The 15,680-nt window shown below is 44.3% G+C and carries 13 protein-coding genes; 7 read left to right on the top strand and 6 right to left on the bottom strand.

Annotated elements, in window-relative coordinates:
* Positions 1–690, top strand: a complete 690-nt coding sequence (locus tag IR173_RS13375) for a response regulator transcription factor (RefSeq protein ID WP_237040096.1) — start codon at positions 1–3, stop codon at positions 688–690.
* Here IR173_RS13375 and IR173_RS13370 read toward each other — a convergent pair.
* Positions 685–1,197 (bottom strand): flavin reductase family protein, encoded by a 513-nt coding sequence (locus tag IR173_RS13370; RefSeq protein ID WP_237040095.1) that lies wholly within the window; start codon positions 1,195–1,197, stop codon positions 685–687. The two genes, IR173_RS13375 and IR173_RS13370, sit on opposite strands and share 6 nt — an antisense overlap.
* Positions 1,198–1,589: 392 nt before the next feature.
* Here IR173_RS13370 and IR173_RS13365 point away from each other — a divergent pair, with 392 nt between their 5' ends.
* The 6 genes from IR173_RS13365 to IR173_RS13340 all read left to right on the top strand — a co-directional run bounded on the left by IR173_RS13365 (position 1,590) and on the right by IR173_RS13340 (position 10,958).
* Positions 1,590–1,775: a hypothetical protein gene (locus tag IR173_RS13365; RefSeq protein ID WP_237040094.1), complete on the top strand. Its 186-nt coding sequence runs from the start codon at positions 1,590–1,592 to the stop codon at positions 1,773–1,775.
* A 110-nt stretch (positions 1,776–1,885) separates the two neighbouring features.
* Positions 1,886–4,498: a DNA mismatch repair protein MutS gene (gene mutS / locus IR173_RS13360; protein ID WP_237040093.1), complete on the top strand. Its 2,613-nt coding sequence runs from the start codon at positions 1,886–1,888 to the stop codon at positions 4,496–4,498.
* A 30-nt stretch (positions 4,499–4,528) separates the two neighbouring features.
* Positions 4,529–6,526: a family 20 glycosylhydrolase gene (locus IR173_RS13355; protein ID WP_237040092.1), complete on the top strand. Its 1,998-nt coding sequence runs from the start codon at positions 4,529–4,531 to the stop codon at positions 6,524–6,526.
* A 643-nt stretch (positions 6,527–7,169) separates the two neighbouring features.
* Positions 7,170–8,831 carry a tetratricopeptide repeat protein gene (locus IR173_RS13350; protein ID WP_237040091.1) on the top strand — a complete coding sequence of 554 codons (1,662 nt, stop codon included), beginning with the start codon at positions 7,170–7,172 and terminating at the stop codon, positions 8,829–8,831.
* Positions 8,832–8,942: 111 nt separating this feature from the next.
* Positions 8,943–9,506 carry a porin family protein gene (locus IR173_RS13345; RefSeq protein WP_237040090.1) on the top strand — a complete coding sequence of 188 codons (564 nt, stop codon included), beginning with the start codon at positions 8,943–8,945 and terminating at the stop codon, positions 9,504–9,506.
* Between the two features lie 438 nt (positions 9,507–9,944).
* Positions 9,945–10,958, top strand: a complete 1,014-nt coding sequence (locus IR173_RS13340; RefSeq protein WP_237040089.1) for a TolB-like 6-bladed beta-propeller domain-containing protein — start codon at positions 9,945–9,947, stop codon at positions 10,956–10,958.
* 249 nt (positions 10,959–11,207) lie between these two features.
* Here IR173_RS13340 and IR173_RS13335 read toward each other — a convergent pair whose 3' ends face one another.
* From IR173_RS13335 to IR173_RS13315, 5 genes are all read right to left on the bottom strand, one after another.
* The gene (locus IR173_RS13335) at positions 11,208–11,870 is read right to left on the bottom strand and encodes a chloramphenicol acetyltransferase (RefSeq protein ID WP_237040088.1); all 663 of its coding nucleotides are present in this window, start codon (positions 11,868–11,870) and stop codon (positions 11,208–11,210) included.
* Positions 11,867–12,697, bottom strand: coding sequence for a prolipoprotein diacylglyceryl transferase (gene lgt / locus IR173_RS13330; protein ID WP_237040148.1), 831 nt, complete (start codon positions 12,695–12,697; stop codon positions 11,867–11,869). The genes IR173_RS13335 and lgt overlap by 4 nt, the downstream gene beginning before the upstream one ends.
* An 8-nt stretch (positions 12,698–12,705) precedes the next feature.
* Positions 12,706–13,638 (bottom strand): ketopantoate reductase family protein, encoded by a 933-nt coding sequence (locus IR173_RS13325; RefSeq protein ID WP_237040087.1) that lies wholly within the window; start codon positions 13,636–13,638, stop codon positions 12,706–12,708.
* 76 nt (positions 13,639–13,714) lie between these two features.
* Positions 13,715–14,818: a redox-regulated ATPase YchF gene (gene ychF / locus IR173_RS13320; protein ID WP_237040086.1), complete on the bottom strand. Its 1,104-nt coding sequence runs from the start codon at positions 14,816–14,818 to the stop codon at positions 13,715–13,717.
* A 183-nt stretch (positions 14,819–15,001) separates the two neighbouring features.
* Entirely contained in the window at positions 15,002–15,388 is a 387-nt protein-coding gene (locus IR173_RS13315; RefSeq protein WP_237040085.1) for a DUF3836 domain-containing protein, read from the bottom strand.
* Positions 15,389–15,680 lie beyond the last annotated feature (292 nt).

Raw genomic sequence — 15,680 nt, 5'->3', positions numbered from 1 at the left:
ATGGAAAAGACAAAAGTTCTGTTTGTAGACGATGACATCGCATTGGGACAAGTGGTAATCTTGGCATTGAGGGCATCGGGCTATGCTGCAGAGTATTGCACTACGCTGGTAGGAATTCAGGGTGTGGTTCAGGAAATGCAGCCGGACATTATGGTGCTGGATGTAGAGATAGGAGAAAAGAATGGAATAGATGCCGTTGCGGAACTCAAACTGACGGCTCCCGATACACCGATTCTGTTTGTCTCTTCACACATAGCCGGTTCGGAAGTGGCAAGGGCGCTGGATGCAGGTGGCATCGCTTATCTGCGAAAGCCTTTCGAAATGGAGGAGTTGGTGGCTTACATACGCAGGCACACGCCATATTTCCATCCGAAAGGACTATCCATCGGAATGTTTAATCTGAGAGCCGGAGACAGTATGTTGTTCAAAGGCGATGAGCCTGTGAGAAGGCTGACTGAGTTTGAATATAAACTGCTGAAGTTGTTGGCACAGAACATGAATCAAACAGTAAGTCGCGAACAAATAGTGCAGGAGCTGTGGGAGGGTACTCCCGGCAGCGAGCAGAGTTTGAATAACTATGTGGCGAGACTGCGGAAATATCTGTCGGAAGACGAGAGCCTGTCCTTGGAAACTGTGCCAAGAACAGGATATATACTTTCCATTTTAGGTACTCAGCCGCCTGTTTTATGAGATTGCCTCCAATACATTGACAATCTCTACCACATACATTTTATGGAAGCCGCCATGCGCTTCTCCATACCATCGGTCGATAATGCTTTGGTCGATAAAGTCTTCCGGCTTAATCATATCGGCATACAGTTTCTTGCACTCAAAGGTCAGCCGGGCCTGTTCAAAAGTAATACTTCCATTTTCGGTGAATAAGGGTTGAAGTCCTGTTGCTTTCACTTTGTCGATATCTCGCCCTGACTTAGAACCACAAATTTTGTGAACATCCTTATGCTCTTCGCCCAGGAAAGAGAGAGTGAGGTAATCATTCTGCTCTATGAAGTCGAACGTGTAGCGTTCGGGGCGGATAAAGATGAAGGCTACCGGCTTGTTCCATAAGAATCCGATGCCGCCCCAGTTGGCAGTCATTGTATTGAATTTTTCCTTTGTGCCGGCGGTTACCAGCATCCATTCTTTGCTGATTGTCTCAAACATGTTGTCTTTCAGCTCTTTTACTTGTATCTTTTTCATTGGTCTTTATTTGTTTATGTGCACAAAGATAGAAACAATAAAATGACTATGCGGTTAATATTTTGGTATTTATTGGGCGTATATTGACAATTAATCACTACTTTTGTACAAGTTTGAGACATGGAGATGTCTCTGCGGATTTATAAAAGATTACGTTGCAGAGAAACGTTGTGTCTTTTTCATGTTTAGGAAAACCTGAGAAATTTTCGTGAACACATGAAGGACGCAGTTGGTTCTCACGCTTGTTATAGCGTGGGGCTAAGCTGTCGTATATTCGTGTTCACAGGCAATCTCAGGGCCTTCCTAAGCGGATATTAGAACAGATAGTTCCACGTTTCTAATAATAATAAGTGTCTTGCCGGAGCTACAAGACAGATAAAATCATTGAGATAATGGAAATATTTAGATTTTGGAATTCAAAGTATCGTTTTGTTTATTGTAGTCTGGCATTCAAGCATCAGGTTACTCCGTGGAAAGTATGGCGGTTGGCTCATGGCAAGATGCCGGCACGCTCAATGAAAGAAGAAAAGATACTCCGAAAATTGAAAGAAGCAAAGATTATTGTAGATATTGTGTAGCTGCAAGAGGGATAAATAGTGTAAAACTTTTCCTTTCACTGTTTTAAAATCAGAGGTCGATTTGCTATCTTTGTCCGGTGATATTAACTTTAAAAAGAAAGGATACAACAGTGGCAAATGATGTGGTTTTAACCCCGATGATGAAGCAGTTTTTTGAGTTGAAGGCAAAGCATCCCGATGCAATCATGCTTTTTAGGTGTGGAGATTTCTATGAAACCTATTCCGAAGATGCCATTGTAGCCTCTGAAATATTGGGAATTACACTGACCAAACGTGCCAACGGACAAGGGAAGAGTGTGGAGATGGCGGGCTTTCCGCATCATGCTCTGGATACTTATCTGCCGAAACTGATACGTGCCGGCAAGCGTGTGGCCATCTGTGACCAGTTGGAAGACCCTAAACTGACAAAGAAGTTGGTGAAGAGGGGTATTACCGAGTTGGTGACTCCGGGGGTGGCCATCAATGATAATGTCCTTTCGTATAAGGAGAATAACTTTCTGGCGGCAGTCCATTTCGGTAAAGCTGCGTGTGGTGTTGCTTTTTTGGATATTTCTACCGGTGAATTTCTTACGGCTGAAGGGCCGTTTGACTATGTGGACAAGCTGTTGAACAACTTCGCTCCCAAGGAAATATTGTTTGAACGCGGAAAGCGGGGAATGTTTGAAGGAAATTTCGGCAGCAAGTTCTTCACGTTCGAATTGGAGGACTGGGTGTTTACCGAGACTTCTTCTCGCGAGAAGCTGTTGAAACACTTTGAAACGAAGAATTTGAAAGGTTTCGGCGTCGAGCATCTCAAGAACGGTATTATCGCTTCGGGTGCCATCCTGCAATATCTGGATATGACGCAGCATTATCAAATCGGCCATATCACCTCGCTGTCGCGCATTGAGGAAGACCGCTATGTGCGCTTGGATAAATTCACTGTCCGGAGCCTGGAATTGCTGGGTAGCATGAATGACGGAGGCACGAGTCTGCTGGATGTTATCGACAAAACAATCAGCCCGATGGGAGCCCGTCTGCTGAAACGCTGGGTGGTGTTTCCGTTGAAAGACGAGAAGCCTATCAATGAGCGCCTGGATGTGGTGGAGTATTTCTTCCGCGAACCAGACTTTAAAGAGTTCATTGAGGAGAAGTTGCAGTTTATCGGCGACCTGGAACGCATTGTGTCTAAAGCGGCCGTGGGACGTATCTCTCCGCGTGAGGTGGTTCAGCTTAAAGTGGCATTGCAGGCCATCGAGCCTATTAAGAACGCTTGTCTGAATGCCGACAATGACAGTTTGCGCCGCATCGGTGAACAGCTTAACCTTTGCCTCAATATCCGCGAGAAAATAGCCAAAGAGATAAAGAATGACCCTCCGTTGCTGGTGAATAAAGGGGGAGTGATAGCCGATGGGGTAAATGAAGAGCTGGACGAGTTGCGCCGCATCGCTTTTTCGGGAAAGGATTATCTGTTGCAGGTGCAGCAGCGCGAGAGTGAGCAGACCGGCATTCCCAGCCTGAAGATTGCCTATAACAATGTATTCGGCTATTACATAGAGGTGCGCAATGCACACAAAGACAAAGTGCCTGCCGACTGGATTCGCAAACAGACACTGGTGAATGCAGAGCGTTATATCACACAGGAGTTGAAGGAATACGAAGAAAAGATTCTGGGTGCGGAAGATAAGATTCTGACGCTCGAAACCAAGCTTTATAATGATTTGGTTCTTTCCCTTGCCGAATATATCCCTGCCATTCAGATTAATGCCAACCAGATAGCCCGTTTGGACTGTCTGCTTGCTTTTGCCAATGTTGCCGGAGCGAATAAGTACATCCGTCCGATAGTGGAGGATAGTGATGTGCTGGATATCAGGCAGGGACGCCATCCGGTGATAGAGAAACAGCTTCCGGTGGGGGAGAAGTATATTGCCAATGATGTGTATCTGGATACCGACAGCCAGCAGATTATCATTATCACGGGGCCTAACATGGCGGGTAAATCGGCTTTGCTCCGCCAGACGGCATTGATTACGCTGTTGGCGCAGATAGGATGTTTTGTTCCTGCAGAGAGTGCCCGTATCGGCATGGTGGATAAGATATTCACCCGCGTGGGTGCCAGCGACAATATATCGGTGGGAGAGTCTACCTTTATGGTAGAGATGAATGAGGCGGCGGATATTCTGAACAACCTTTCTCCGCACAGTCTGGTGCTGTTTGATGAGCTGGGCAGGGGCACTTCCACTTACGATGGCATCTCTATTGCATGGGCGATAGTGGAGCACATCCACGAGCATCCGCGTGCAAAGGCGCGTACACTTTTTGCCACTCATTACCATGAACTGAATGAAATGGAGAAATCCTTCAAGCGTATTAAGAACTACAATGTGTCGGTGAAGGAGGTGGATAATAAAGTCATCTTCCTGCGCAAGCTGGAGAGGGGAGGCAGTGAGCACTCTTTCGGTATCCATGTGGCGAAAATGGCGGGTATGCCGAAGAGCATCGTGAAACGTGCAAACGATATCTTGCACCAGTTGGAGACGGACAACCGCCAGCAGGGGATTGCCAAACCGACGGCGGAGATAGCTTCCGGCCGAGACGGGATGCAGCTCAGTTTCTTCCAGTTGGACGACCCGGTGCTGTGTCAGATACGTGATGAGATTCTGACGCTGGATGTCAATAATCTGACGCCTCTCGAAGCTTTGAATAAACTGAATGATATCAAGAAAATAGTCAGGGGGAAATAATATCCCCCTCTTTTTAAAACCTCAATGCTTATGAAAAACTTTTTTGCTTTATGCTGTCTGTGGATGGCATGTCTTGCGATTTCCGCACAAGAACCGTGTCCCCAAGTAATCCCTGCCCTTCAGCAATGGAAAGGAGGCAGTGGCAAACTGGCCCTTCCCGCCGAAGGCAATATTGTTGTAAACCCTGCTGATGAGGCTGTACTTTTGTCTACCGCCGGGATATTGGCAGATGACCTGAACGCCATGTTGGGCTGGAATTATTCCGTGAGAACCGGTAAACCGGGCAAAAATGATATTTATATGGCTCTGATGAAGCCCGACAAAGAATTGGGCGATGAAGGCTACAAACTGTCGGTAAACCGTTATGCCGGGATTGAGGCGCCTACCCGGAAAGGAGTGTTCTGGGGAACCCGCACGCTGCTGCAGATGCTTTATAAGCAGCAGGGAAAGATTTCGAAAGGGACGGCACGCGATTTTCCTTTATTCCCTAACCGCGGCTTTATGATTGACGCCGGCCGCAAGTTCTTTACGTTGGACTATCTGAAGCAATATGTCAGGATACTTTCCTTCTATAAGATGAACGAATTCCAGATTCACCTGAACGACAACGGCTTTCCGCAGTTCTTTGACAATGACTGGAACAAGACGTATGCCGCTTTCCGTCTTGAAAGCGAACGTTTCCCCGGTCTGACGGCAAAGGACGGTTCGTATACCAAACAAGAGTTTACGGACTTGCAGCGGTTGGGCATGGAGTATGGGGTGAATGTGATTCCCGAAATAGACATTCCGGCCCATTCATTGTGCTTCACCCAATACAAGCCCGAAATAGGCAGCAAAGAGTATGGAATGGACCATCTGGACTTGTATAAAGAGGAAACGTACCGTTTCATCGATTCGCTGCTTGATGAGTATCTTTCAGGAGAGCATCCTGTGTTTATAGGCCCTGATGTGCATATCGGTACGGACGAATACAATAAGAAAGAAGCCGAGCAGTATCGTTATTTCACTGACCGCTACTTGAAGTACATTGAAAAGTATGGTAAGACCCCGCGTATGTGGGGAGGCTTGAAATGGCTTCCCGGAAAGACTCCTGTAAAGGCAGAGGGAGTAACGGTAAATGCGTGGTCGTATGACTGGGTAGACCCGGAAATATCTTTAAAAGACGGATATAAGCTTATCAATACTTGCGATACCTATCTGTATATTGTGCCCGGTGCGGGCTACTATCGCGAGTTTTTGGACCATCAATGGCTGTATGAGACATGGACTCCCTGGCTGATGAACCGCAAGCAGACACTTCCCGAAGGTACTCCGGGGGTATTGGGCGGAATGTTTGCCGTGTGGAACGACCAATGCGGCAATGGCATCTCGCAACAGGATGTGCATATCCGTGCTTTTCCGGCCGTTCAGGTGCTGACCGAAAGACTGTGGAAGGGAGACAACAAACAAGTGCCTTATAAAGCATTTGAGGCTCTTTGCAAAGAGATGCCCGAAGCGCCGGGCATTAACTTGTCGGGCAAAATCTCTCCCCATAAAGATGTCGCACTGACGGTTCCCGGCCAGGAACTGCTCTTTACCGGTAAGGATACGGTTCAGACTGCTTTGCAGGAAGTGGGCTACCCCTATACGGTGGAATTCAAAATCTGTCCGGACGAAAAGACGAATATCAGCGGTGTATTATTTAGAGGCGCTCATGCCACGGTATATACAAACTGGGAGAATACGGGACGGATTGCCTTCTCTCGCGACGGTTACACATTTGTGTTTAATTCTTATCGTCTTCCGGCCGGCAGATGGTCTTCCATCCGCATTGAAGGAGATTACAAGGGCACTTCCCTGTATGTGGACGGTAAATTGCAGGAGCGTCTGGAAGGCAGAACCATGCGGGTCTATAATCCTAAGTATAAGTCGATGGATGAGATGCGCTATCAAGAGACTTTGGTCTTTCCTTTGCAGCAGATAGGAGATACGCTGAATGGATTTCAGGGGAAGCTGAAAGATGTGAGTTGCAGGCAGGGAGAAATGTAATGCCCTTATGATTATACTTATGACTTGAAGTGAAGCCTGATGTCGGTTATGAACTCATAGGGGAAAGGACTTTGGCTATTAATTGACGAACATCTTTATCGAAATCACCCTTGCTACAACTACCTGTGGCGAGGGTGATTTTTAGTTTATGAGAGTTCCGACACACTTTCATTTTTTTTTGTTTCAACTCTCCGAATGTCTTATAAAGAAAGACAAAAGTTGGCTGGAGGCTTTTTTCAAACAATAGAGAGTGTTTTTCCAAACAATAGTAACCGTTTATGTAAGAAGCCTATTGCAATTGCTTAACCACCGCCGTGGTTAAGTCTGTTCACGAGGGTGGTTAGGCTTAGTCACGATTGTGGTTAAAGTTAACCACGAGAGTGGTTAATGTATATTTTACGTTCATTAATAAAAGAAGAAGCTATGGAAACATTGTACGCTGACGGCGTACTTCACGGTCAACCGGTAGTGATTGTTTATGTAAACAATGGGCATTGTTGGGGGGGGTACTTACGTGCGAACTCTTACCAGTGTATGGTAAAACTTTGTCTTCTTAATGCTTCTCAGACAGTTATCTTTCTCTTTTAGAGGTATTTTACTACCTTTGCCTGCAGAAAACTAGAAAACTAAAGACAAAATTATTATGCGTTCATTTATTGTGAATTTAAATGTCATCGGCCTGCTGGCTGTTTGCTTGTTTGCCTGTAATCACCACTCCTCTAATCTGCTGTTATATCAGGTAGATTCATTGCTGAATGTGAAGCCGGACAGTGCATTGACTGTTTTAAGGAGTATATCTGTTTTGGATGAAATGACAGAAGCGGACAGGGCCTATTATGCATTGCTAATGGCTGAGGCTATGGATAAAAATGAGTTGCCTTTGTTGCCTTGCGATTCATTATTGGATTTTGCACTCGATTATTATGGCGATGATGATAAGGAGATGGCAGTGGCTTTGCTTTATAAAGGGCGGTTGCTGGCACAGATGGATGATAAAAAGGCAGCGATAGAGATGAATCTGAAAGCGTTGGACGTGTTGCAGGATTATCCGGAGGATACGCTATGCAGGAGCTTGATTTATAGCGTGCTGGGATTATGGTATGGAGATTGCGGGCTATATGACAAGGCGTTGGAAGTGTTGAACCGGTCTTTATATTATTCGTATAATGCCGGAGATACAGCCGTGGTCTATAATAATATCGGGTATGTCTATACAATGAGGGGGAAACAGGATTCTGCCCTTGCTTATCAGCGAAAAGCGGTGGAGTATGCGGAGAATGGAGGAGATACAAGCATGATGATTGCCTCTTGGCATAATCTGAGTATCCGTTATAGACAATTTCGAGAAACAGATTCGGCTGTGGTTTATGCACGTAAGGTGTTGCAGTCTCTCTCTGACAAATATCCCCAATCGGGGCTTTATTTTTTGAATATGGGTGATTTATATATTGATTTGGGGCAATATGATTCTGCCGGCTATTATTTGGATAAGAGCTTGTTTCTCTCTGAGCCTCAAGCAATGCCTTATTGGTCACTTGCTGTGGTTAAAGCCCAATTGGGCAATTATAAGTCTGCTTATCACTATCTGGATACTTTTGTGATGATTCGGGATTCCTTGGATGCCGGTGAGGAACTGTCCGAAGTACAGCATCTGGTCTATAAGCATCAAACGGAACTGGGAATAAGGGAGGAACAAAGAAAGTCAAGAATGACGATAGGACTGATAGTTTTTGTCGCTGTTGTCATCTTCTTTGTAATGATTCTCGTTTACCAATACCGTATTAATAGGAAGAACAGGCAGGAAGTGCTTTATCAACAGTCATTGGAGTATACGAATGACAAACTGCGTACGATGCAATGGCGGATAGAGGAGAATGAAGCTGTCATCGCTCTTTTGCGGGATAAGGAAAATAAGAATCTGGATGAAATCAGCAAAAGAGAGCGGTTGATAACTCAATTGGAGAAAGAGAAGATAGAGTTGCAGGCTTGGCAGTTCCAGCAGACACCGATTTATAGAAAAGTAATGGCATTGGCCAATCAGGATAAGACAGATAAAAAGCATAGAATGGTCTTCTCTACGGTGGAGACAGATAAGCTTAAAAAAGTGATTTTGGGGATTTATTCGACGTATGTATCTTCTTTGCAAGCTAAGTGTTCGGGGTTGACTGAAGATGATTTGTTCTTTCTTTGTATGGAACAGACAGGGCTCTCTTCTTTGACCGTTGCATTATGTCTGGGTTTTAGCGATACGCAAGCCATTAATCAGCGCAGGTCCAGAATAAAGCGGAAATTGTCAGAGGTGTAGAATGTATACTACTGATAGATAGTGTATTATCTTTTTGTAGTGTCATCGCTTTCGCTTGTTGTTATACTATTCTCATCCTAACTTTGCAGCATCATTTTAAAACAAAGAGATATGAAAGCAAAGTTATTATTTTTGATGTCGCTTTTTATGATTGTAGTATTTTCGGCTGCTGCTCAGAACCGGTGGGGAGTGGTCGGTGGTGTTAATCTGTCAACTACTTCTGCCAAAGGATTTGCATGGAGAGCCGGTGGCTATGTTGGTGGGCTGTATGATATCCGGTTGAGTGAATCATGGTATATCCAACCGCAGTTGATACTTACTTACGAAGAAAATGATTCGAAGGACAAGACAAAGGTAGATGCGTTTTTTAGCCAATATGCTTTGACACTTCCTGTATTGGCTTCTTTTAAAGTGAAGTTGAGTGATGCTTTCTCTATGCGTATTAATGCAGGGCCTTATGTGCAGTATGCTATGTTCGGATGTCAGCAGAAATATGGCGAATGGTGGCATCTTGATTTTGGTAACCATTTCACTTACGGTTTGAAAGGGGGAGTGTCTGTGGAGCATAAACATTGGTTCGTTTCTATGGACTGTAAGTATTCTCTGAAAACGAATTTTGTGAACTATGGAGGGCATGGGCTGACACTTTCTGCTGGTATAGGTTATAAGTTCTAAAAGTGGCAGTAGGAGAGAAACTAAAAACAAACGCTTATGAAGGCGCAACCGACCTATGGTTTACGTAATTCTACCTTACAGGTTTCTATAGGATACCGTTTTTGAATAAGATATTTGTCTATATAGAAAATGCCGATGCGGACGAGAAGTGCATCGGCATTTTTCGTTTCAACTCTCCGGATGTCTTATAAAGAAAGACAAAAGTTGACAGGAGGTTTTTCCCAAACAATGTCTATTGTTTGGGGGGTAGGTACTTATAGTGAAAAAGAAACATATTCTTGTCAGTCACATTTATTATGACTATTATTGTGAGTAAATTTGAAAAATACTATTATAAAAAGGGAATACTGATTATTAGCATCGGAATTATCCTTCTGATGGTTGCTGGCTCTTTTTGATGAACTGTCTTTTTTTATTTTAAATAATAAGGAAGCAATTATGAAATACATTTATTACATTGTATGTTTTGTGTCGATAGCGTTGTCTGTTGGATGTTCTTCCCGACATTTTAAAGAACTGAATCTGAGTGATGTAAAGCTGGAACAAGGTACGTTCCGGGAGTTTAATTTAGATTCTACCAAAATTTTAGATCCACGTGGGTTCTTTTATTTTAATAATCATTTGGTGTTTATCGAACCAAAGAATGACCCGACTCTCTCTTTTTGGACGGCGGACAGCTTGAAATATGAATTCTCTTCAGGATATAAGGGCGGGGGACCTAATGAATTGATTCATCCACGAGCGGATTATTTTGTGAGTTCGGACTCCAGCTTTTTTATTTTGGATAATGATATTGAACGAGAAATCATGATTGAGAACAAGAAAATCTGTATAGTACACAATGTAGCAATAGCTATTCCTGATGCAATAAATCAGTTAGTTCGGTTGGATAATGATTATTATATTATGAGTGGTAATACGGACGGTTCTAGTGGAAAAGAACATTTTATTTATTCGAGTGGAACTGCTGTCCCTTTTGGCGATTATCCATCTAAAAATCTAGAGCAGGAGGAACAGGCCCGATTAGATTATAAATGTACGGCCGGAAGAATGGGCAAAAAGGTTATATTTGACTTTTATATATATCATAACCTTATCCGCAAATACAGTATGGCTGGAGAACTGTTACAGGAAATCAGGCTAAAAGATATTCCGGAGCGGCATAATACATTGGAGAAGCTAAGAGAAAGAATTACTACCCCTTTTTGGTTGTCGGCAGTGGCTATGGATGATACGATTTATGTTCTTTTTTATCAAGGTGTTACTAGTGAACAGATATATGTAAAAGGCGCCATACCGGAATTGCAAGTATGGGATTGGGATGGAAATTTGAAAAATAGATTTCTGTTTGATAAAGTATATGACAAGTTTACTGTTTCTCCGAATGGAATATTGTATGCAGTAAATAGGAAGGAGCCTTATAAAATATATACTTATGATATCAGTCGGTAAGGTTTTACAATATTAATCGTCTATTCTCGTTCACTCAGGAGGAAGGCTGGATTGTGTATTTGGGAAAGTGCTGATAAAAAAGTACGTAAATGCTTCTCAGGCAGTTATCTTTCTCTTTTAGAGGTATTATATCAGGTAGATTCATAGCTGAATGTGAAGCCGGACAGTGCATTGACTGTTTTAAGGAATTCTAGTAAAAGGGATATCATTCGTGCGTGGTCATGAAATGGTATCCCTTCCTTTAACCTGTTATTTGGCTTCAGCCAGTTCTTTCATTGTCTTTTCAACTTTCTGAAAGAACTGTGCTATATGCGCTCCGTCTACAAAAGCGTGGCTGACAGTCAAGGCGATGGGCATCACCGGTACTCCACCCCGGATGACAGCCTTTCCTGCATTCATTAATGGATAGTCCAGCGGGTGCTCCGGTTCTTTCTGGGTGTAGGTGAGCGAGGTGAAGTAAAGCTGGGGAGTGGCACTGAGCTGAACTACATCATAGTCTCCTTTTTCTTCTATCTCTTTGTCGGTGCCGTATGGGTCGCCGTCTTCGGGGATAGAAGTGATGATGCGGCGTGCTTCTGCATAGAAACATTCGAAATCTTCATGATAGGGGATGCGCACCGTGTAGAAGGTCTTTCCCGGCACGGCGATGGGGGTACTCATGTCCACCGTGTCATGATAAACTACATTTCCATGCTTGTCTGTACGAAATCTGAACTCTTTCACTTCATTGGCAGCCCGAAGGATGGCATAAAGATAATAAAGGAAAAAGGAGCGTCCGGAGGCTTTTGCCGCAGCAAGGGCTTCGCCGCATTCTACCTCGCTGGTGATGGAAATCCATGAATTGTGGAAAGTGCGGAAGAAATTATAGTTGTCCCGACGTTCCCAAGTGTCAATGTCTATGATATGTTTCATTTGTTTTTAGCCGGTTTGAAAGAGTGATACATAAAATGTGCTCCGATGAGGATAAACGGAATGCTGAGCCATTGCCCCATATTGAGCATCATGCTGTCTTCGTATGCTTCTTGGCTTGCTTTGATAAACTCTACGAAGAAGCGGAAAACGAAGATGGTGGTGAGGCAGTAGCCGAAATAGAAACCCGGAAGGAGGGAGGTTTTGTATTTCTTGTATAAAGACAGTCCTATGACGAAGATGATGAGATAGGCTATGGCTTCATAGAGTTGTGCCGGATGGCGCGGTTGCATTCCTTCGCGGGGGAAGATGAATGCCCAGGGCACATTACTCAGTTTGCCGACTATCTCGCCATTCATCAAGTTGCCCAAACGGATAAAACAGGCGGCGATAGGGGTGGCAATGGCAATGTTGTCGAGTACGGAAAGATAGTTTAATTTCATTTTACGGGCATAAATCCAAAGGGAGAGTAGCAATCCGATGGTTCCTCCGTGGCTCGCTAAACCTAGATAGCCTGTCCATTTGATGCCTCCGTCTATAAACTTGACGGGAAGAATCATTTCGAGAGGGTGGGAAAGCCAATAGCCCGGTTCATAAAACAGGCAATGCCCCAACCGTGCGCCTGCAACGATACCCAGCAGGCAGTAAATAAAGAGGGAATCAAATTTCTCATACGGAATCTTTTGGTCTTTATACAGTTTGGAGATGACCCAGTAGGCCAAAATCAGTCCTGTGACAAACAGGATGGAATAGTAACGGATAGTGATGCCGAAGATAGAGATTGCCTCTATTTCGGGATTCCAGACGATATGGAGTAATTGGTGCATAATTTTGGGGGTTACGAATGACAGGTCTTGAATTTCTTTTCCACTTTGCGATAAGTAGGCATGTCCACCTCCAGTTTTTCTCCCAGTTCAATCATGTCGAACAGCATTCCCTGTATCTCTGATTCGTGGCCTTTGGCAATGTCCTTCTGCATGGAGGCAGTGCTTTGGGGGTCTAGCTTGTCAATTACTTTCAGGTTGTATTCTATCGGGTCTTCGGGAAATATGATGCCCATGCGACGTCCCATTTCGCTACTTTCGCGCGACAGGCCGATAAAGGTATCGCGTTCTGCGCCGGGGTGCTGCAATGCGCCCATCGGTACGTCGTGATAAGCTCCTGTGCATGCCATGGCAGAGATGAAGGACCATTTGATGAAAGTGTCTCGGTTGATGTCATCCGATATGTCTGCCTTGATGCCTGCATCTATCAGTATAGTTGCGATGGCTTTCAGGCGTTCGGGAGCTATGCCTTGTTCGGGGCGTGCTCCAAAGACAAGGCGGAATATCTTGCCCATTTGCGTGATTTCGCCTGTGCCGGATACGAAACCGACAATGTATATGCAGCCGTCGAGCACCGTTACACGTGGAACAAGTCGGCCGATGCGGGGACCGGTTCCATACACATTCAGGATAGGAATCACTAAAGTGTCTGGGTGCGAAGCGCGTTCCAGAACGTCCTGAATGGAGTCGATGGAATATCCCTTTACGCATACGAAGATGACGTCTGCTTGTCCGTCATATTCTTCGGCTGTACAGGCTTTTATGGGAAGGTAATGTTCGCCTTTTAAATCCGACTTCAAGTGAAGTCCTTTTTCGCGGATGGCTTCCAGGTGTTTGCCACGGGCAATGCATGTCACATTTTTTCCTGCTAAAGCAAGAAAACCGGCAATGCTGCCTCCAACGCCACCGGTTCCTATAATAAGAAAGTTAGGTTCGTTGTTTGTCATTTTGGGTATATGATTGATTAATGTTATGTTGGGCAGTTGTTAATGATATCTTACAATTGCCCAACAAGAGAATATCTTACACATTGAAGCGGAAGTGCATGATGTCGCCATCCTGCACCACATATTCCTTGCCTTCAATGCCCATCTTTCCGGCTTCCTTTACGGCTGCTTCCGAACCATAATGAATGTAATCTTCGTATTTGATGACTTCGGCACGGATAAAGCCTTTTTCAAAGTCGGTATGGATAACTCCGGCGCATTGGGGGGCTTTCCAGCCTTTGCGGTAAGTCCATGCCTTCACTTCCATTTCTCCGGCTGTGATGAATGTCTCTAAATCCAACAGCTTGTAGGCTGCTTTAATCAAACGGTTGACACCTGATTCTTCCAAACCTACTTCCTGCAGGAACATCTGGCGGTCTTCGTATGTTTCCAGTTCTGCAATGTCGGCTTCTGTCTTGGCTGCTACGACCAAGATTTCTGCATTTTCTTCTTTTACGGCTTCGCGCACCATCTCGACATATTTGTTACCGCTGACTGCGCTCGCTTCGTCCACATTGCATACATACATCACCGGTTTGGAAGTCAACAGGAACAATTCTTTGGCAATCTTTTGTTCGTCTTTGCTTTCAAATTGTACGGTGCGGGCAGACTTGCCCTGCTCCAAGGCTTCTTTGTATTTGACAAGCACTTCGTATGTTTGCTTGGCCACCTTGTCACCGCCCGTTTGTGCCTGTTTCTGCACTTTCTGGATGCGGCTTTCAATGGTCTCCAAGTCTTTCAGCTGGAGTTCGGTGTCGATGATTTCCTTATCGCGTACAGGGTCTACACTGCCGTCCACGTGGGTTACATTTTCATCGTCAAAGCAGCGGAGCACGTGCAGGATGGCGTCGGTCTCGCGGATATTGGCCAAGAATTTGTTTCCTAATCCTTCGCCTTTGCTGGCGCCTTTCACCAGTCCGGCTATGTCAACTATTTCCACTGTGGTGGGTACGATGCGTCCCGGATGGACCAGCTCGGCAAGCTTGGTCAAACGTTCGTCGGGTACGGTGATGACGCCTACATTGGGTTCGATGGTACAAAAAGGGAAGTTGGCTGCTTGAGCCTTTGCATTTGATAAGCAATTGAAAAGTGTCGACTTTCCTACGTTCGGAAGGCCGACAATGCCACATTGTAAAGCCATTATCTATCTGTTTTTTTGATTATTATCCATTAATTTGCCTGCAAAGATAACCATTCTTTTTTTATCGTGCTTCATAATTGCAGGTAGAATTGGTCGGAGGAGTACGAAAAAGGGCAGTCATCGCGACTGCCCTTTCGTTTAGAATTTTATGAAAAGTGTTAGATTGTTAGTTAAGCGAACATTTTATTTATCCATAGTTACGGTCATTTCAGGTACTAATATATATTCTTTCTTCTTAGAGTTCCATTTGTAATATTCGGTAGTAATGCTCTTGTTTCCGTGAGTGTAGCGGATGCAGAGGGTGTTCTCCCAACAGTTCTTGTTACTGTTCCATTTCTGGGTTTCATCTTCGGTACGTTGTTGGTTTGCATCGTACTTATAGTTGTGCTTCATGTAATTGGTCAGCATATTACCGTCCATCTTGAAAACAGTTTCCGAAACGATTACTCCGTTTACTTCTTCTGTATTGTGAATCAGGTTGTCACCCGGATTTGCAGCGGAAATTGTAAGGCTGGCAATAAATAGCATTGCTACAGAGAGCATTCCTTTCAAAAAATTAATCTTCTTCATGATATTAGCGTGTTAGATTGTTACTTTCATATTGTTTCTAAAAGCGGTGCAAATGTACAAAAAGAAATTGAACAACCTAACAAATCTGCAATAAAAAGATGATATTTTTGCAAAATGTCACTAAATAAACAAATATTAATAATTTGAAGTTTTCGGTATGTAACAGAATGTATCTAAGGGGGAGAAAAAGGGCCTCATGTATTTATTTTGAATAATAGGGGAGTAGCGGGGAAATGACAGTTGTTTATTTCTGTGTTATCGGGTTGGCGGTCTTTGGGGAGGAAGGGGATAA

It is taken from the genome of Phocaeicola faecalis (assembly GCF_021730445.1).
Lineage (GTDB): Bacteria > Bacteroidota > Bacteroidia > Bacteroidales > Bacteroidaceae > Phocaeicola > Phocaeicola faecalis.
The sequence above is the reverse complement of the archived record's forward strand: the minus strand, read 5'-3'. Positions and strand labels throughout refer to the sequence as shown.

What these genes read in the sequence shown, in the direction of transcription:
- IR173_RS13350 (WP_237040091.1), top strand. Translation starts at nt 7,170, where the DNA reads ATGCGTTCATTTATTGTGAATTTAAATGTCATCGGCCTGCTGGCTGTT.
- IR173_RS13335 (WP_237040088.1), bottom strand. Translation starts at nt 11,870, where the DNA reads ATGAAACATATCATAGACATTGACACTTGGGAACGTCGGGACAACTAT.
- IR173_RS13325 (WP_237040087.1), bottom strand. Translation starts at nt 13,638, where the DNA reads ATGACAAACAACGAACCTAACTTTCTTATTATAGGAACCGGTGGCGTT.
- IR173_RS13315 (WP_237040085.1), bottom strand. Translation starts at nt 15,388, where the DNA reads ATGAAGAAGATTAATTTTTTGAAAGGAATGCTCTCTGTAGCAATGCTA.
- IR173_RS13365 (WP_237040094.1), top strand. Translation starts at nt 1,590, where the DNA reads ATGGAAATATTTAGATTTTGGAATTCAAAGTATCGTTTTGTTTATTGT.
- IR173_RS13375 (WP_237040096.1), top strand. Translation starts at nt 1, where the DNA reads ATGGAAAAGACAAAAGTTCTGTTTGTAGACGATGACATCGCATTGGGA.
- IR173_RS13370 (WP_237040095.1), bottom strand. Translation starts at nt 1,197, where the DNA reads ATGAAAAAGATACAAGTAAAAGAGCTGAAAGACAACATGTTTGAGACA.
- IR173_RS13340 (WP_237040089.1), top strand. Translation starts at nt 9,945, where the DNA reads ATGAAATACATTTATTACATTGTATGTTTTGTGTCGATAGCGTTGTCT.
- IR173_RS13345 (WP_237040090.1), top strand. Translation starts at nt 8,943, where the DNA reads ATGAAAGCAAAGTTATTATTTTTGATGTCGCTTTTTATGATTGTAGTA.
- ychF (WP_237040086.1), bottom strand. Translation starts at nt 14,818, where the DNA reads ATGGCTTTACAATGTGGCATTGTCGGCCTTCCGAACGTAGGAAAGTCG.
- IR173_RS13355 (WP_237040092.1), top strand. Translation starts at nt 4,529, where the DNA reads ATGAAAAACTTTTTTGCTTTATGCTGTCTGTGGATGGCATGTCTTGCG.